We start from the raw sequence: 16,928 nt of genomic DNA on the forward strand, positions 1-16,928 counted from the left end.
GTTGCTGCGCCAATTTAACTTAATGTTGCATGCAAGCTGCATAGCTAAAGTAAGTAAGATTTGCCCCACGCTGTCACGAGGTAAACCTTACTTATTCTAGCTATATCAAAAAGGAGGGTTATTATGTCAATAAGATCTACTTCACCAAGAATATCTGTGCAACGTAAATCTAAGCCTGAATCTTTTCCAGTTACTTTAGAAGAGGTTAAATCTTTTTTACGCATTGAGAACGACCAGGATGATAAGTTGATTTCAGATCTAATTTTTATGGCAACTGATTACGCTGAATGGCATATGGAAAAGTCACTGGTGAAACAAACATGGCAAGTTTCATATGAAGATTATGTACCTCGTAGGATCTATTTAAGCTATGGCCCTGTGAGTAAGATAGTATTGGCTACTGCAATGATGTCTAAAAATCAAGAGAAGAGTACACTTAAGTATTATTTTAGTGATGTAGGGGGCTACGTTGAGTTTTTCAATTGTTTGAATGCAATAAGAGTTGATGTTGTATACGAAGCTGGTTATGACAATGTTCCTGAGCAGATAAAACTAGGTATTATGCGGCATGTTTCTGCTCTTTACAAAAATCGTGAATCGGAGGTAAGTAGCCATTTATCTGAAGTGAAGAAGGTATATTCTCCATTTCGCGAACCAAAGGTTGTTTTGTAGCTCTTTCTGGTCATTCAAACTGGGCTACTACGTCATACCGTTACGGATAGATCCCGCTAACAAGCAGCGGGATGACGAGGTATAAACCTTATCGTCATACCGCCGCGGTATCTCAGCCGCTAACACGTAGCGGAATGACAGCAGTCCTACGTCATACCGTCACGGATAGATCCCGCTAACAAGCAGCGGGATGACGAGGTATAAACCTTATCGTCATACCGCGATTCATTCGCGGTATCTCTTAACATAGATCCCGCTAACAAGCAGCGGGATGACGAGTTTCTATATATCTTTCGAGGGTTAATTATGAAAAAAATTCAAGCTATAAACGAGTTGTACAGTAGCATTTATGAAGCACTAAAAGCAAACTCTGATTTAAGGAAATATGTTACTAACATTTATGACTACTTACCTAAACAGGTCACCATTCCTTACCTGAGATTGCGTGTAGTGAATTATAATAACCTGCATATGCTGTCCAATTTTGCTACAAAGGCAAGATTTTCATGCGACATATATACTTATCATATAGACAGTATGTTTGCCATTATAAGGCATATTAACTTGATACTTAAGAGCATTGAAGGTTTTAATAATGAGGCCATTTTAGAAAGTAATTGTGCTATGGATCAGCACGATGAAATTTTACATTCAACAATTAATTTTGATATTTTAATAAAAGGAGGTGATAATGAGCAAATTACAGCTAAAAATTAAAGATCATGACAATAATTTTATTGTGTTAAATAATATAAGAAACCTAAGGTTTACTTTGCGTAATAACAGAGAAGAGGTGAAAGATATTTCTTCTTTTGGCTGGAGGAAAGTGCTCGATTGTGCTGGAAGCAGACACATTACGATAAAAATTAATGGAATTTTAGACTCTGTATTAGCTGATGAATTATTACGTAATTCTGCTATGCTAAACTCTAATAATGATTATGAAATTAGTTTTAATGCTAAGGAAAAGATAAGGCTTAGGTGTTCAGTTGAATTGTATGAGAGGTATTATGATCCTGTTACTTTTGACAGCTTTACTGTAGTTTTAACTAGTGCTGAAGTTGTAAACGCTTTTCATTAATGTTAATTTAATTTTTTCATATACAATAGTAACTGGTGAGAATTTTAACTAAATTAAAAAAAATCATGAACGACAAAGACCTTTTCGAGGAAGACGGTGATGATATTGAAGAAAATAACGATGATAAAAGAGAGAAAAGTTTAGAAAATGAAAATCAGCAAAATCAAGAAGAACAACACAAAGAGGAAGATAAGCAATACATAATACAGTATATTCAAGACTATTTGAAAGTTTTTGAGGATATTCTAAATCAGATCGACGAAGGAATTGATAATTCGGATAGTTACGAAAGGACTATGCAAATAAAGCGAAGCATAGACAGGCTCATAGAGACTTTATATAGTCAGGCTGCGTCCGAAGATATTGATGCAGAATTTGAAACTACCAAACACACTCGCGATAAATCAGAATCTATGAAAAGAGTTAGAGAGAAGAGAAGAAAGCAAGTGATAGAAGAAGTATTAAGTAGCATGTTTGCCCAGCAACAAAAGGAGCTAATGAACGCTAAACACTTAAGTCATGGACATGAAACAGCAAAAGATGGGGATGTCCACGAAGCAAAGGAAAAAGTGAAGTCTTCAATCAGGGGAGTGTTGTTTTCGGTGATTGCTCATAGGATGGATCCAAGAAGGAGGGCAGGGGAAACTGCTGACGGTAACGAAAAGCAAGCTCATATATATGGCAGGGAAGCAGTTGGTGGAGCTTTAGGTGCATTGTTAAAAACGTTTTTAACAGCAGTTATTGCCGTTGTGCGTGAAATTGCTAAGCCACTTCAGAAACCGGAAACATCTTTTGCAAAACAAGTTGAAGAAAGCAGAAACGCAGATTCACAAAAGGGTCGATCTGTGTAGATTTCTCCTTGTAATAATCTTTCGATTCTACTGTCTGTTAATTCAAATTAGGGTTATAAAATTTTAGAAGCCAGCTCTTATATAACCAATTTATAGCAAGAAATTACGATACAAAAATCAGCGTCCGTTAGAAAATAAACATAACACAGGGTGATAGAGTTGCCCCTATCCATAAGCGTCAGTTAAGCTCAAAATTGTAAGCTTAAAATATGGTTGAATAATTATTAATAATAGTATATAATTATTAACGTTTTTCAGGCATTTTTGTTATGGGTGCGCCAAGTAAGCGTTTAGAATACAGTTGGTGAAAATCCAACTTAGGCAAAGTCTAGCCAACAGCCTAGAACAGACCATTATGCTGCGTGAGGTAACGAGCGTAGTAAAGCTAATGGAATGGACAATATAGGGTGCAATGAAAATTGACCTTACCCAGAAAAAGTAGAGAGAAAGTGTGGAATGTTTTTTACAAAAAGAATGATGCATCAAATTGTTCTGGAATGCAATAGTTAATAGTGACGTTGTTTGTTATAAAAAATTTCTATGTATTCAAATATTGCAGTTCTAGTTTGTTGAGCAGAGTGTTGTGAAGTATCAATAAGTATTTCTCTTTTCAATGAGCTAAAGAAGCTTTCTGCAACAGAATTGTCGTAACAACAGCCTTTATTACTCATCTATATTCTTTACAGCTAAGAGATATTGATACCCTTGCGCAGTATATTGTGAACCTTGGTCACTGTGCAGCAGTAGATTTTTAACAGGTTTACGCCTATTAATGGCCATTAATAAAGAGTTCATAACCAATTGTTTATTTATTGCACTACTCATTAACTACCATACGTGAGAATTATTGCTGCCAAATATAGCCATCCCTCCTTGGTTTTGATGTAAGTAATCCCATACTTTATTTGGTTGATCAACAATAAAGTTTTGATCTAGTATATTGGGAGCTACAGCTCTATTATCTGTTTGTTGTTTTTTAATTTTAAACTTTCTTCTCAGTATAGCCCTGATGTCATTTTTCTGCATAATACTTTGCACCGTTTTCAAATTGCAACTTTTACCCAAAGCCTTCAATTCAGCATGAATTTTAGGAGCTCCATATCTACATTTAGAAACTTGATATATTTTTTGAATAGCTTCGAGTAGCTCTTTATTTGCTGATTCTCTACTGCTTATTTTTCTTGTGGTCCACTTATAGTAGCCACTAGCAGAAAATCCTACATAATTCCTGTACTTTATAGCAGTTACTATATAAAAAAATATTTTACTCTTTTTGACTGGCCAGGGCTTTTTTTTAAATGTCTCTTTCCCTTGTTACTCTTGCTTTGTAAATCAAACCTCTCTTTGTCATAAGGTGCTACATCTGGAAATGCATTTGCCGCCGACTTTTTTTCGTTGTGTTTCTTTATCCATTTTCCTAATAAACCACCCTTTATTCCTAAATCTCTTGCTATTTTTGTAATTGTTTGACCTGCCTTTCTTTGTTCATTTGCCAGTTTAACAGCTTCCAATTTGAATTCTGCCGTATATTCTCTTACCATTTCTAATCCTCCAAAATTTTATTTTACCCAAAAAAACTCTTTTCTTTCTCTCCACTTTTTCTGGGTAAGGTCAGTCTTTAGGCACCCAAACAAAGGGAAATGCTGGATAAAAAGAAAATACTTTAAAAAGTATAATAACGATAACTGGCGTTTTATGACAAGTAACAAGATACATTTTATTATACACAGCGATCATGTTATTAAACGACATATCAAAGTGCAAAAAACCAGATCTCCATATGATGGTGATTGGGTTTATTGGGGTAAACGTCTGAGAAAAATACCAGATAAGCCATTAAGAGTAATAAAACTATTGAAGTTACAACAAAGTAAATGTGATAATTGTAGACTATGGTTTAAAAGTGATGATACAATAGAAATACATCACAAAGACCGGAATAGACGAAACAACATGATCAAAAACTTATCTTTGTTACATGGACATTGTCACGATGAATTACACAGGAGGTGTGCATGAAAAGCTTCAAATTGGAGAGAAGCCGTATGAGGCGCAAAGTCTCACGTACGGTTTTGAAGTCGAGTGAGGAGGGGCGACCTTCTTCACTTAGACAACAATATGCAGATGAAACTACGGAAGAAGACTTAAGGAAAATAGCAGAAAAAGCACCAATAATAAAGTTAGCCTACGATGAATTAGACAGGTTTAGCTGGAATGAAAAAGATTTAGTAGCATATGAAGAAAGAATAATGGATCTGCGGAAAGAAGAAGGCATCCTCGCTAAAAAACTTGATGAGGGAAAGATTGAAGTAGCAAAAAACCTACTTAAGGCTGACATCTCTATTGATATTATCTCTCAGACAACCGGCCTTCCTCAAGCTGAGATTAAACGACTTCAGGAAGAAATCACCTAAAAGGCTAATGATCAACGAAAAAATTGTAAGAGAGAACTTAAAAAAAGTCATAGAGCAAAAAAGCGGTAAAGATGTGATCGCTCTTGGCATAATATCCTCAATTATTATTAAAGGTCAAGATGTTGGTTTTGTGCTTGAAGTTGCCGGTAACACGCAAGCAAATGAAGAATTAAGAAGAAATTGTGAGCAAGCTGTTAAAGCTATACCGGGGGTGACAAAAGTGACCGTGGTTGCTACTTGTCAAAAACAAACTGGGCAACAAAAAGCTAAATTACATATCGAAGGAGTGAAAAATATAATCGTTGTGGCCTCTGGTAAAGGCGGTGTGGGCAAGTCCACAGTTGCGCTAAATCTTGCTCTCTCATTAGCAAAGTTAAAACACAAAGTTGCGCTGGTTGATGCAGATATATATGGTCCTTCAATTCCTAAAATGCTTGGCGCTGAAAAATTAAAGCCAGAAATACAGGATAGTAAAGCAATGCCTATAGAAAAGTATGGACTGCATACTATTTCAATTGGCTATTTTATCGATAAAGATCGTGCAGCAATATGGCGCGGACCTATGATTACAAAAGCACTTTATAGTCTGCTAATGGGAACAAAATGGTCCGATATAGAGTATTTGATAATTGATACACCACCTGGAACTGGCGATGTGCATTTAAGTCTTATGGAAAATTTTAACTTAACTGGGGCGATAATAGTTTCAACTCCACAGGAGCTCTCTTTAATCGATGCTCGCAAAATTTATGATATGTTTACAAAGCTCAGCGTACCGGTTATTGGCATTGTAGAAAATATGAGTTATTTCATTCAAAGCGGCTCAAAAATATACATATTTGGAAAAGACGGTGCAAAAAAAATGTCTGAGGAGCTGGGCATCAAACTTCTAGGCAGAGTTCCTCTAGATCCACAAATATGCCATGCTTCTGATTGCGGAAATCCTTTAATGTTAAGTGAGGATTTGGCAGAGATTTATGAAGACATTGCTCAAAGTATAGTTAAACAATAGAATAAGCGTGAGAAACATGCGAATCAAAGTCCTCTTTTGTTAGTTACAAAATAGACTGCTTGCATAACCATTATTTACATGAAAAATTAGCAGCTTTTGTCATTCCAGCGCGTGACGCTGGAATCCAGAAAAAAAGAAGAATGGATCCCAGTGGGCTTTGTTGCATCGCTCTTCGGATAGTAGGTAACGCACAATAAATTTATGAAGCTATCTCAAATTTAGCCATACCAATATCAGTGAACTTATTGAGCAAATAGTATTTAACAAGTAGTTCCTTCTCTCTATTTGTCTCAGATTTATTCCTAAAACTAAACCCGAATGTTTGTTTCAGTCGCGAGAAAAAACTTTCTATATAAGATCTTTTTCCATAACTCATCTCTTTTTTCCACTTCTTTATACTATCTTCATCATATGACTTTATGAGCTTGACTGCAGAATTTCTCTCAGCCATATAGTCTAACTTTGGATGCTCTGCTGCGTTGTTTTTCGGAGGAATTTTCGTTTTTATACCATATTGATTACACAGCTTATAGAGCTTTTCTCTGTCATATGCCCTATCTGCATATAGTACTTTTATGACATACTGAAAATCGACTTCTTTTAGCAAATCACAAGCTCCATAGTGATCAGCCGTTACTGTATTTTACAGCTATGGCTTTTTTGCTGTTTGTATTCAACATTACATGCAATTTTCTTGTCTGTTCATAGCTGCGATACTTTCTATCTTCGCTATTTTCTTTGCTATGACCAGGAGTGTTGTTGTATATACTAATTCCTGTACTGTCTATAGCAATTTCGATATCTTCCATATTATTTTTATCAATTCTGCAATCATTGATCTTAATATTGAGTTTCTTAAACCTTCTTGATGATTGTGAATAGCTGATAACTTGCAAATTTTTCCCAATTTGCTCAAGGTATCCTGCTATAAACCCAACTGTTTGCCTCAGGCCTATTCTAAATAAACAAGTTATTATGTGCACCAAAATTACAATTTTATCGCTATAAATATTGTTGCCACCTGGTATTTTTGGACCATTCTCGTACCACTTTTCTATGGCTTCGTTGATATAATGAAAAATATTTCCTCTTTTTTCTAGAAATTTGTTATATTCGCTATGGTTACTGACCCTCATTTTTTGTGGCATATTTTTTCTTTCAAGGTTAAATGGCTATTTTATAATGAATTTTGTCAGTAGCCACCAGATTTTTTCAGTTGCTATGCAACAAAGCCATCCCAGTGTCAAGCACTGGGATGACACCTTTATGTTTGAGGCAAAACCGGCCATAGCATTTAACACACTGCCTTCGCAAAATGTTCGTACAGTTGTTCGTTACGTGCTGGAATGACAAGGTGGAGTGTCTTTAGATGTCATCCAAGTAGCTGACACTGGGATCTAAAAAATTTAATTTATATATAAAGTTTGTTTAAACTATTTTCAAAACAGATAAAATATAATTTTACAATTAGCGTAAATAAAATGAATTATGATGTAATCATTTCAGGTGGTGGGTTACTTGGTCTTATTACTGCCATTGGCCTCAGTTGTGACTCTGTGTCTGTAGCTGTGATTGAAAAAAATAGTCTACCACGTGTAGTAGATGACAACCGAGCATTTGCTATTTCTCAAGGTTCGAAAAAAATATTGGAAAAATTAGGGATTTGGCAGTTTATAGAAAGCGAAGCTGAGCCAATACTTGATATATGCATATTAGATGCGGTTACTGTGCATTACAATCATAAAATGGTTGGTGAAGAACCAATGGGTTATGTTATTAACAATGCCACTATATGGAATGCAATCAACAATAATTTTTTGAATAAACTAAATATATACTCTCCACATTCCTATAAAACAATTGCTTGTGATTCAGGATATGTGGAAGTTATTCTTGATAATAACCAGGAATTAATATCATCGCTACTTATCTGCGCTGAAGGCAAGAACTCTAAACTACCAGAGTTATTTTCTATACCGACAGCGAAATTTGATTATAAACAAAGTAGCATAGTATTTAATGTAAAGCATGAACTGCATCACCAAAACTTAGCTGTAGAGCGTTTTTTTCCTGGCGGTCCATTTGCAATTCTACCGATAAAGGATGGCTATACTTCTTCGATAGTTTGGACAGAAAAATCTGGAATTTCAAAAATGCTAATGGATCTGTCTGAAGAAGAATTTATTATAGAGCTTAAAAAAAGATTTGGTTCTTATTTAGGAAAGATAAAACTAGAGGGTGAAAGAAAACTTTATCCTTTAAGTTTTGTTTTCGCAAAAAAGTTATATAAGGGTAGAGTTTTGCTTATCGGCGATGCAGCACATTCAATTCATCCAGTTGCAGGTCAAGGGCTTAATCTTGGAATTAGAGATGTAGAAAGTATTATAAAGCACGTAGTTGCCGCAAAAGCATCTGGTATTGATGTTGGCAGTAGTTATTTATTAAAGAAAATTTCACGTAACAGATACTTTGATAATTTTACAATGGCGCTTGCAACTGATGGATTAAATAGGATGTTTTCCAACAGAATATTCTGCGCTAAAGCACTAAGAAATCTTGGCTTGATTGCAGTTGAAAATTCAAATTTCCTCAAAAAACGCTTCATTCGGCATGCTATGGGATTTATATAAATCACTATTTTATAGCTAATGCAAGTCAGGTTTCCCACGGCATACCGCCGCGGTATCTTGGCCGCTAACACGTAGCGGGATGACGAATGTATCTGTTCAGCAGTTGTGTTAAAAGTCAATAGAAAAATTGATGTAGCTGTGGATAAGTACTTTTATCTGTATAAACGTGCTTATCCACAGCTATACTGGCTCTTAGATAGAAACAGACAGAGAGTTATATTCCTCAGTAAAAACCCTGTCATCTCTGACTAAAGAGTTAGCAAGAATAAGCAATTTCCTCATGGCAGCAGTGGAAGCAATTTTATATGGCTTTTTATATTGACTATATAATCTAGTAAAGAAAGGTTTGATATAGGAATTAGGGGGGGGAGGGGGGGGATGTATGGTCCCAGAGTGTGATGGTATGATAAAATATGAGAAAACAATACCATCAAAGGAGGAATTATGGGACAAATATTACATGGGTGCGCCAAAACAACAGAGACAATTCGTAGAGCAATACAAAATAGTAAAGAGAGCATAGCAAAACTCTCCAGGTACTATAACCTTAATCCAAAAACTATCATTAAATGGAGAAAACGGTCTTTTGCCAAAGACGCTGATATGGGTCCGAAGCATGCAAGATCAACTGTTTTAACTTTAGAAGAGGAGGCTGTAATTGTTGCATTTCGTAAGCATACTCTATTGCCATTAGATGATTGTCTCTACGCTTTGCAAACCTCAATCCCACACTTGACTCGCTCTAGTCTACATCGTTGCTTACAGAGGCACAGCATTAGCAGACTACCAGATGTTGATGGCGAAGTTAAACCAAAAAAGAAATTCAAACAATATCCTATAGGCTATTTCCATATTGATATTGCAGAAGTTAGAACAGAAGAAGGAAAGTTATATTTGTTTGTTGCAATAGATAGAACATCCAAATTTACGTATGTTGAGTTGCATAAAAGTGCTACAAAACCTATAGCTGCTGAGTTTCTACGTAATTTGATTAAAATTTTACCATATAAAATCCACACTATTTTGACAGATAACAGTGTACAATTTACCAACCAAAAACGCCATAAATACGCTTTTCAACATATATTTGATAGAGCTTGTGAAGAAAATGACATTGAACACCGTCTAACAAAAGTTAGCCATCCTTGGACAAATGGGCAAGTTGAGCGTATGAACAAAACTTTAAAGAATGCCACTGTTAAGAAGTATTACTATCAGTCTCACCAGCAACTCAAAGAGCATCTTTATGACTTTGTTATGGCCTACAATTATGCTAAAAGACTCAAAACTCTTAAGGGTCTTACACCTTTTGAGTTTATATCTTTACAGTGGACAAAATCTCCTGAATTGTTCATACTAAATCCACACCATCACACTCTGGGACCATACACTTCCTGTGTTTCGTAATATTATACAATCAAATTGATAAAAGCTGTATTATCTCCTTGCAGCATTAAGTGTATATTTTTTGCTATTTTTTCCACTAAGGGAGTAACATTATCAAAATTTGAAAATTTTGATAACACATAATCTGCTAAGCTTCTTTGATCTTCAGGTCTACCCACTCCAAATCTCAAGCGCCAATAATCGTTGCCAATAAAACTATCTATGGATTTAAGTCCATTATGTCCAGCAGAGCTACCACCTTTCTTTATTTTTATTCTTCCAAGTTCCAAATCAGCGTCATCGTGTATGACAACAATATTATCTAGCGATAATTTGTAAAAATTTCGTATTTTTGCAACAGGGATGCCTGAATTATTCATAAATGAATAAGGCTTTATTAACATGATTTTATTATCATTAATTATGCCAGAGGTTATTAGATAATCGGCTTTTTTAGAGAACGACTGGAAATTCCAATATTTGCAAATTGTATCAACTACGATGAAGCCGATATTATGATAAGTTAACTCATATTGACCACCAGGGTTACCAAGCCCAACTATCAGGTGCACTATTCCTCTGTTTCTGCTTGAGGTTCTTCAACGTCACTATCGGCAGCAGAAATTGTAACAATGGTAAAATTTTCTTCTTCATGAGCTACAAACTTAACACCTTCTGGTAATTTTACATCATTAATATGTATAGACTGGCCAATCATTTTACCGGATAAATCAACTTCAATAACCTGAGGTATTTTATCAGGAGAGCATTTAACAGCAATAGAACGACACAAAACATTAAGCACTCCACCTAATTTGATTCCTGGAGCTTTACTTTCATTCACAAATGATAGAGGTATGTCTATTTTAATTTCACTGCCTTTATCAACAAACTGAAAATCAACATGTTGCACAGTATCCTTTACTACATGCAATTGGATATCGCGAACAAGAGCATATTCCTTTTTGCCCGAAATATTCAGCTCTATCAAATGTGCAGAAAGAGAGCCTGACTTATATTGCTTTGTGAATTCCTTTGCAGACAATGTCAAATTTACATTATCATGGCCCTTTCCATATATGATTCCAGGGATGTTTCCTTTCTTCCTTAGAGAATGCATCGCTTTTGTTTTTGTTATATCACGTAACTCTGCATTAATTGTTACTATTTCCTGTTGCGTCATCGGTTACTCCTATTCAGCTAATCCTTTTAATATAATTTAATAATAATATAACATAAAAATATTTATTTCAAACTTCATTCTTTCATACTAATTGTTTGTGAAAGGATTTATTTAGATATATATTTAAGCTTATTTAACAAGAACTATGGGCATTGACGATAAAGTAGTTTTTAGGATTTATAAACCAACAAGAACTGCAACACAATCTGGTTTAGGTAATACAAATTTCTGGCACCTAAAAATTGAATCTGGCTCTTACTACATTGAACCTTTGATGGGGTGGGTTGGCTCAAAAGATCCAAAAAAACAGATTGTATTAAAGTTTGATTCTCTTGAAAAAGCAGTATTCTACGCAAAAAAACGCAACGTTAAATACATAATTGAAATGCCAAAAAATGTTAAGAGGCTGCCAAAATCTTACGCAAGCAATTTCATACTAAAGTAAGTTGCACAACAAATGGTGTTATGCAAGTAGCTGACACTGCTCTCCTTTGTCATCCCAGTGCCCAGACACTGGGATCCAGGAATTTTATTAAGTTGGTAAGCATAAAAATAGCTGTTTTACGTTAAAATACAATGTTTTTGATGATTATGGAAAGGCTGGATCCCAGTGTCAAGCACTGGGATGACACCATTTGTTGTAAACTCACTTTTACTCTATGGTTATACTACCTTGCCGCTATCCTGAACGGATACAAAGTAAGTTTTATTGTGATGTGCTCATCTGTAAAAAATAAGACTTAATCTCACTGTTGATCATGGATTTTAAGTTGTGCTAACACACTGCGGCCATTTAAAGAGTCAAGATTTTTAACCTGGCTAGCCAGTATTAAAGAGTTATTTTTCAGGTATTTCTTTACAAGGCTTGCAAGTCTTTTTGGATTATTTAAATAGCTCCACTCTGCTTGTAAAACTTTTATATCACTTTGTACTAAATTAATTTCACTTTTTATTTTTATTAGCTCTCTATTTAACGACTGAACATGTAATTTTACCTTAAATAGTCCTACAATGCTAAGAAAAAACATAACTATTGAGATGATGCAGAAAGTTCTCACGACAACCTCTGTATAGCTCTTAGTTTTGCTGAGCGTGAACGCGGATTTGCACTTACTTCTTCTATACTTGCTTCGATCACTTTTTTATTTAGCAGAGAGAATGTCTTGCAATCAGTAGCACATAAATCTTTAAAAAAAGTTTTGACTATACGATCTTCTAAGGAATGAAAGGTGACGACAATTAATTTGCCATTCTCACTTAAAATCTCAGATGCAGCTTTAATACCCTTTTCAAGTTCTCCCAGCTCATCGTTTACCCATATTCTGATTGCCTGAAATGTTCTGGTTGCAGGATCAATTTTGCTTTTTCCACGAAATACCACGGAACGTACAATATCCGCAAGCTCAAATGTAGTTTTGATAGTTTTCTTCTTCCGTGCATTTATTATTGCTCTTGCAATTTTGCGAGAATGACGTTCGCCTCCGTAGTTATATATAGTATTTGCGATTTCTTCTTCGCGTAAAGCGTTAACAAACGTTGAAGCGTTTATATAAGAAGAGTTATCCATGCTCATATCGAGTGGACCATCATGTAAAAATGAGAACCCTCTATCTCCGTTATCAAGCTGCATAGATGAAACTCCGATGTCAAAGACCACTCCATCCACCCCGTTTGATGTCATTCCAGCGCGTGACCAGTTATTTTTTCCAGTATCAAGTACTGGGATGACAGGAGATGGCTCAACGCTGCTTAGTATACTTTTAATATTACTAAACTTCTCAATGAATAGTTTTATTCTATCTGGATATCTAACGCTTAAATCATCATAAAACTTAGTTACCGTTTCATCTCTATCAATTGCATATACTTTGCAATCAGCTGACTCCAATATTGCTTTGCTATACCCTCCAGCTCCAAATGTGGCGTCCACGTATATGCCACCATCCTGCGGTGATAGTAGTGATAGCATCTCTTTTAACAAAACTGGAGTGTGTGTCATATCAAAAAATTTAAGTACAGTTGGTGTAGATATCCTACTCTACTCTACTCTTCACATCAATTTTATTTATGTACATAGATTTTCTTGCCAAAATATGGTATCTTATCGGAATATATGAGCAATAATATTAAAATTAAGGTTTAATATTGTTAATATAATATTCACATAACGTTCACATTTTTTTTTATATATAAGATCAAACAGGCTATAGGGAAATTATGCAGCAAATAACAAAAGTAATATTTTCAAGTTTGATTTGTAACACTTTATTGTGGTATGACCACATGCTTTTTGGCCACTTAATCAACATAATAGGTGGTGTGTTTTTTCCATCGGATGATCAACTAACCAGCGTATTGAAGGCTTTTGGAGTGTTTGCAGTGGGTTTCTTAATGAGACCAGTCGGTGCTGCTATATTTGGTCACATTGGTGATAAACATGGCAGAAGAGTTGCCTTATTGCTCTCGATTATATTAATGACTTTATCAACCGTATTAATTGCTTTTGTTCCAGGTTATCAAAGCATTGGAATACTAGCATCAATTCTGGTAGTTTGTTTAAGGCTATTGCAGGGTATATCCCTTGGAGGAGAAGCAGGAAATGCACCATTTTTAATAGAACATGCTCCTAAAAACAAAAAAGGATTTTTTGGCAGCATTGAAGTATTAAGCGCAATTTTTGGTTCAGTATTAAGCCTGATAGCGGTACTCATATGCAAAAAAGTATCTGATTTTGAATCTTGGGGGTGGAGATTACCTTTCATTTTCAGTTTAGCAATGGGATTAATTAGCATATATATGAGATATATACTTGATGAAAGCCCAGAGTATAAAAGACAAAAAAATCCGTCTAAATTGCCACTAAAAGAGTTATTAAACAATTACAAAAAGCCTGTTCTAATATCAATAGGTATTGACTTGGTTGAAAATGCGTCTCTCTATATATATTTGGTATTTTTCAATGTGCTTACGAATAAAATATTAACAGTAAATACTCATTTTAATCATATAGTGGAAATACTGAGTCAAATTGCGCTCGGAGGATTGGCAATATTGTTTGCAATACTTTCTGATAAGGTAGGAAGAGAAAAAGTTATGAAATTTGCATTTATAGCTTTTGTAATAGTGAGTTATCCAGTTTTTTCAATGTTATGTAGTGGCAATTACTTGCTGGCACACATTCTTTTTATAATTCCAATAGCTGCATCGCTTGGTCCTGTCAGTGCACTTATGTGCGAATTATTTCCAACAAAGGTTCGGTACAGTGGATTTGGTTTATCAAGAAATATAGCTGCTGGATTTTTTGGCGGCCTTGCACCATTTATATGCACAACAATTATCAAGGTTACAGGACAAGAGACTTCAGCTAGTTTTTACATGATTTTCTGTGCATTAATTGGGCTAGTTGCTATATCGCAAATTAAGGGTGAGCTTTCTTCAAAATTACCCAAAGTAAACCAAGTATAGTTGCAGTATAGCAGAATTTAAAAAAATCTAATTATAAGGTGGGAAATGCCAATTCTTAGGTGATAATGTGAATATTTCAGCACCATCTTTTGTTACTCCAAGTGTATGCTCAAATTGAGCAGAAAGTGAAAGATCGCGTGTTGTTACTGTCCAGTCATCGAGTTTACTGAGCAGAGTCTCATGTTTTCCAGCATTAATCATTGGCTCTATTGTAAAAAACATACCTTCCTTTAAGACAAGATCTTCATCTTGATCATAGAAATGCACTACATTTGGTGGAGCATGAAAGACTTTTCCTATACCATGTCCGCAGTAGCTGCGTACGATAGAATATCCAAAATCTCTAATATATTTCTCTATAGCAAGCCCTATTTCATTTAACTTATTGCCGGGCTTAACTTGTTTGATTGCTTCCATCAACGCATTATAAGTAGCGTCACATAAACGTTTTGCTTTTATTGATGGCTTGCCAACCCAAAACATGCGACTTGTATCACCATGCCAGCCATTTAAAATCACCGTAACGTCAATATTCAAAATATCCCCATCTTTAAGCGGTGTATCATCAGGAACACCATGGCACACAACGGCATTTTTTGAGGTGCAGATTGATTTTGGATACCCCCTATAATTTAGTGGTGCTGGAATTGCACCTGCATTAATTATAAAGTCATGGCATAGATCATTTAATTCATTAGTTGTCACCCCTACCTTTACGTACGGTGCAATGAAATCAAGAGTTTCAGCAGCAAGCCTGCCAGCCTTGCGCATAAATTCAAAATCTTCTTGTGAGTGTATAGTTATGTTCATATTTTCCATGTCTTATTGTAATTGGTACGCTTACTCGCAAGTACATAAACATAATAATTTTACATATTATAAAAATAAGTCCTATGGATCCTAGTGTCAAGTCATTTGTATGAAAGGTGGTAAAACAGAAATCTAGACTGTAACTTTTGATTTAACCCAATTATACAATTTACTCATTTTACCATCCTGACCTAAAATACCAGAGTTATTTTTATAAAAAGTGTCAACTATTAGCTTTATAGAACCTATAGCAGCAGAAAATACAGGATTTTTATCATATTCGCCATCAAGACCGCTACAAGACTCAGGGCACCCAATTCGAACTTGCTTATTGAATATATAGCCTGCAATTTCCTTCATGCTTGTGAGTTGACTAGTTCCACCTGTGATCACTACTTTATTAATTGGATCTTTCTGCTCTTGAAATTGCTCTCTTACCATTTCAAGTATTTCTTCAACTCTTGGTCTTATGATGTTAATAAGCTCAGATTTGAATACTTGAGTAGGTTCATCATTTTCACTATTTTGCACTGTAATATATTCGTTCTCATCTATTGAAGTTACGATAGTGCTACCATACAGTATTTTTATATACTCTGCACGTTCTATGCTTGTGCATAGCCCGTAAGCAATATCTCGAGTGATATGAACACCACCAATTGGAACGCTGCTTGCATACACAAGTTTCCCTCTTTTGAAAATTCCAATTGCAGTGCATCCACCGCCTATATCAACAATAGCAGTCCCGAGCTCTTTTTCATCTCCACTCAGACAGGCAAGACCTGCAGAATATGCAGAAGCAATACAACCTGCCATATTTAATCCACCATTATTGGTAATACAGTTTTCAATATTGGTAAGCGCTGGACGCGAAGCAGTGACAACATTAACATCAGCAGATAGTCTTTTTCCGTACAATCCACCAACTTCTTTTATGTCAGTCATGTCATCTAAGTGATATTTTAGTGGTATATTGTGAATGATAACATTGTCTTCAATATATTTCTCAAATGTTTGAAAAACTACACGTCTTATATCACGCTCAGAAATCTCATGGTTAGCTGCAATAATTTCATTATGTACATTGAAAGATGAGATGCCACATCCAGCAATGTTCACATATATCTGATCTATGGTTTCTTCTGATACTTGCTCAGCTAAACCTATAGTTGATGAGATGGAGTAATTTGCGTGTTTTACATTAGTTATCGACCCACCGTTTACACCTTCTGCAATCTTATAGCCCGTTCCTGTTACTTTATAGCTGAAGTTGCCATTTATTTTAACGATTAGACAAATAATCTTTGTTGTACCTATGTCTAAAACAGCAAAAACGTTTCTCTTTGGTTTTGCTATTACTGCAGAGTACATTAGTTAACCTTATTACGCAATTTCATTTAAATTGTAGCTTCCTTTAATAATTT

Annotated in this window: 24 protein-coding genes; 12 read left to right on the forward strand and 12 right to left on the reverse strand. The window is 35.2% G+C overall.

Annotated elements, in window-relative coordinates:
* Positions 1–123 precede the first annotated feature (123 nt).
* The 4 genes from ACICPZ_RS03535 (at position 124) to ACICPZ_RS03550 (ending at position 2,604) form a co-directional block, all read left to right on the forward strand.
* Positions 124–672: a head-tail connector protein gene (locus tag ACICPZ_RS03535; RefSeq protein ID WP_095742630.1), complete on the forward strand. Its 549-nt coding sequence runs from the start codon at positions 124–126 to the stop codon at positions 670–672.
* A gap of 306 nt (positions 673–978) precedes the next feature.
* Positions 979–1,389 carry a DUF3168 domain-containing protein gene (locus ACICPZ_RS03540; protein ID WP_155968841.1) on the forward strand — a complete coding sequence of 137 codons (411 nt, stop codon included), beginning with the start codon at positions 979–981 and terminating at the stop codon, positions 1,387–1,389.
* On the forward strand, positions 1,364–1,753 hold the full coding sequence (locus tag ACICPZ_RS03545; RefSeq protein WP_209473189.1) for a phage tail tube protein: 390 nt from the start codon (positions 1,364–1,366) through the stop codon (positions 1,751–1,753). The genes ACICPZ_RS03540 and ACICPZ_RS03545 overlap by 26 nt, the downstream gene beginning before the upstream one ends.
* A gap of 65 nt (positions 1,754–1,818) precedes the next feature.
* Positions 1,819–2,604 carry a hypothetical protein gene (locus tag ACICPZ_RS03550; protein WP_182364772.1) on the forward strand — a complete coding sequence of 262 codons (786 nt, stop codon included), beginning with the start codon at positions 1,819–1,821 and terminating at the stop codon, positions 2,602–2,604.
* Positions 2,605–3,110: 506 nt separating this feature from the next.
* Here ACICPZ_RS03550 and ACICPZ_RS03555 read toward each other — a convergent pair.
* From ACICPZ_RS03555 to ACICPZ_RS03570, 4 genes are read right to left on the reverse strand one after another with little or no spacing between them, the layout of a single operon-like run.
* Complete coding sequence (locus ACICPZ_RS03555; protein ID WP_010082072.1) at positions 3,111–3,275, reverse strand: IS3 family transposase; 165 nt, start codon at positions 3,273–3,275, stop codon at positions 3,111–3,113.
* A complete protein-coding gene (locus ACICPZ_RS03560) occupies positions 3,268–3,429 on the reverse strand; it encodes a DDE-type integrase/transposase/recombinase (protein ID WP_010082071.1) in 162 nt (53 codons plus the stop codon). Before ACICPZ_RS03560 ends, ACICPZ_RS03555 begins: the two co-directional genes overlap by 8 nt.
* Before the next feature lie 3 nt (positions 3,430–3,432).
* A complete protein-coding gene (locus ACICPZ_RS03565) occupies positions 3,433–3,867 on the reverse strand; it encodes an IS3 family transposase (protein WP_144078574.1) in 435 nt (144 codons plus the stop codon).
* Positions 3,852–4,145, reverse strand: coding sequence for a transposase (locus ACICPZ_RS03570; RefSeq protein ID WP_010082069.1), 294 nt, complete (start codon positions 4,143–4,145; stop codon positions 3,852–3,854). The genes ACICPZ_RS03565 and ACICPZ_RS03570 overlap by 16 nt, the downstream gene beginning before the upstream one ends.
* 154 nt (positions 4,146–4,299) lie before the next feature.
* Here ACICPZ_RS03570 and ACICPZ_RS03575 point away from each other — a divergent pair, with 154 nt between their 5' ends.
* From ACICPZ_RS03575 to ACICPZ_RS03585, 3 genes are read left to right on the forward strand one after another with little or no spacing between them, the layout of a single operon-like run.
* The gene (locus tag ACICPZ_RS03575; RefSeq protein ID WP_022626216.1) at positions 4,300–4,623 is read left to right on the forward strand and encodes an HNH endonuclease; all 324 of its coding nucleotides are present in this window, start codon (positions 4,300–4,302) and stop codon (positions 4,621–4,623) included.
* Complete coding sequence (locus ACICPZ_RS03580; protein WP_264373791.1) at positions 4,620–5,018, forward strand: hypothetical protein; 399 nt, start codon at positions 4,620–4,622, stop codon at positions 5,016–5,018. The genes ACICPZ_RS03575 and ACICPZ_RS03580 overlap by 4 nt, the downstream gene beginning before the upstream one ends.
* Positions 5,019–5,025: 7 nt before the next feature.
* A complete protein-coding gene (locus tag ACICPZ_RS03585; RefSeq protein ID WP_007548295.1) occupies positions 5,026–6,030 on the forward strand; it encodes an Mrp/NBP35 family ATP-binding protein in 1,005 nt (334 codons plus the stop codon).
* Positions 6,031–6,229: 199 nt separating this feature from the next.
* Here the strand turns inward: ACICPZ_RS03585 and ACICPZ_RS03590 are convergent, their stop codons facing one another.
* Complete coding sequence (locus ACICPZ_RS03590) at positions 6,230–6,637, reverse strand: transposase (protein WP_264329790.1); 408 nt, start codon at positions 6,635–6,637, stop codon at positions 6,230–6,232.
* A 19-nt stretch (positions 6,638–6,656) separates the two neighbouring features.
* A complete protein-coding gene (locus ACICPZ_RS03595) occupies positions 6,657–7,178 on the reverse strand; it encodes a transposase (RefSeq protein WP_264374136.1) in 522 nt (173 codons plus the stop codon).
* A gap of 34 nt (positions 7,179–7,212) precedes the next feature.
* Here ACICPZ_RS03595 and ACICPZ_RS03600 point away from each other — a divergent pair, with 34 nt between their 5' ends.
* The 3 genes from ACICPZ_RS03600 (at position 7,213) to ACICPZ_RS03610 (ending at position 10,067) form a co-directional block, all read left to right on the forward strand.
* Positions 7,213–7,380, forward strand: a complete 168-nt coding sequence (locus tag ACICPZ_RS03600) for a hypothetical protein (protein ID WP_174516144.1) — start codon at positions 7,213–7,215, stop codon at positions 7,378–7,380.
* A gap of 131 nt (positions 7,381–7,511) precedes the next feature.
* On the forward strand, positions 7,512–8,660 hold the full coding sequence (gene ubiH, locus ACICPZ_RS03605; RefSeq protein WP_209473195.1) for a 2-octaprenyl-6-methoxyphenyl hydroxylase: 1,149 nt from the start codon (positions 7,512–7,514) through the stop codon (positions 8,658–8,660).
* 444 nt (positions 8,661–9,104) lie between these two features.
* Positions 9,105–10,067, forward strand: coding sequence for an IS481-like element ISWpi4 family transposase (locus tag ACICPZ_RS03610; RefSeq protein ID WP_006279689.1), 963 nt, complete (start codon positions 9,105–9,107; stop codon positions 10,065–10,067).
* 2 nt (positions 10,068–10,069) lie between these two features.
* Here ACICPZ_RS03610 and pth read toward each other — a convergent pair whose 3' ends face one another.
* A complete protein-coding gene (pth, locus tag ACICPZ_RS03615; RefSeq protein ID WP_065094970.1) occupies positions 10,070–10,618 on the reverse strand; it encodes an aminoacyl-tRNA hydrolase in 549 nt (182 codons plus the stop codon).
* Positions 10,618–11,229, reverse strand: coding sequence for a 50S ribosomal protein L25/general stress protein Ctc (locus ACICPZ_RS03620; protein WP_010962412.1), 612 nt, complete (start codon positions 11,227–11,229; stop codon positions 10,618–10,620). Before ACICPZ_RS03620 ends, pth begins: the two co-directional genes overlap by 1 nt.
* A gap of 145 nt (positions 11,230–11,374) precedes the next feature.
* Here ACICPZ_RS03620 and ACICPZ_RS03625 point away from each other — a divergent pair, with 145 nt between their 5' ends.
* Positions 11,375–11,674 (forward strand): NADH dehydrogenase ubiquinone Fe-S protein 4, encoded by a 300-nt coding sequence (locus ACICPZ_RS03625; protein WP_010962411.1) that lies wholly within the window; start codon positions 11,375–11,377, stop codon positions 11,672–11,674.
* A gap of 301 nt (positions 11,675–11,975) precedes the next feature.
* On the opposite strand, the gene ACICPZ_RS03630 is transcribed toward ACICPZ_RS03625, so the two are convergent.
* Together ACICPZ_RS03630 and rsmH are read right to left on the reverse strand one after the other, a co-directional pair.
* On the reverse strand, positions 11,976–12,287 hold the full coding sequence (locus ACICPZ_RS03630) for a hypothetical protein (protein ID WP_007548286.1): 312 nt from the start codon (positions 12,285–12,287) through the stop codon (positions 11,976–11,978).
* Positions 12,284–13,228, reverse strand: coding sequence for a 16S rRNA (cytosine(1402)-N(4))-methyltransferase RsmH (rsmH, locus tag ACICPZ_RS03635; protein ID WP_006279684.1), 945 nt, complete (start codon positions 13,226–13,228; stop codon positions 12,284–12,286). The genes ACICPZ_RS03630 and rsmH overlap by 4 nt, the downstream gene beginning before the upstream one ends.
* Before the next feature lie 218 nt (positions 13,229–13,446).
* Between rsmH and ACICPZ_RS03640 the strand changes: the two genes are divergently transcribed.
* Complete coding sequence (locus ACICPZ_RS03640) at positions 13,447–14,694, forward strand: MFS transporter (protein ID WP_264373899.1); 1,248 nt, start codon at positions 13,447–13,449, stop codon at positions 14,692–14,694.
* A gap of 27 nt (positions 14,695–14,721) precedes the next feature.
* On the opposite strand, the gene map is transcribed toward ACICPZ_RS03640, so the two are convergent.
* A complete protein-coding gene (gene map / locus ACICPZ_RS03645; protein ID WP_095742848.1) occupies positions 14,722–15,504 on the reverse strand; it encodes a type I methionyl aminopeptidase in 783 nt (260 codons plus the stop codon).
* Between the two features lie 132 nt (positions 15,505–15,636).
* The gene (gene ftsA, locus ACICPZ_RS03650) at positions 15,637–16,875 is read right to left on the reverse strand and encodes a cell division protein FtsA (protein ID WP_264373898.1); all 1,239 of its coding nucleotides are present in this window, start codon (positions 16,873–16,875) and stop codon (positions 15,637–15,639) included.
* Between the last annotated feature and the right edge of the window lie 53 nt (positions 16,876–16,928).

The organism is Wolbachia endosymbiont (group A) of Melitta haemorrhoidalis, from assembly GCF_964273365.1.
GTDB lineage: Bacteria > Pseudomonadota > Alphaproteobacteria > Rickettsiales > Anaplasmataceae > Wolbachia > Wolbachia pipientis.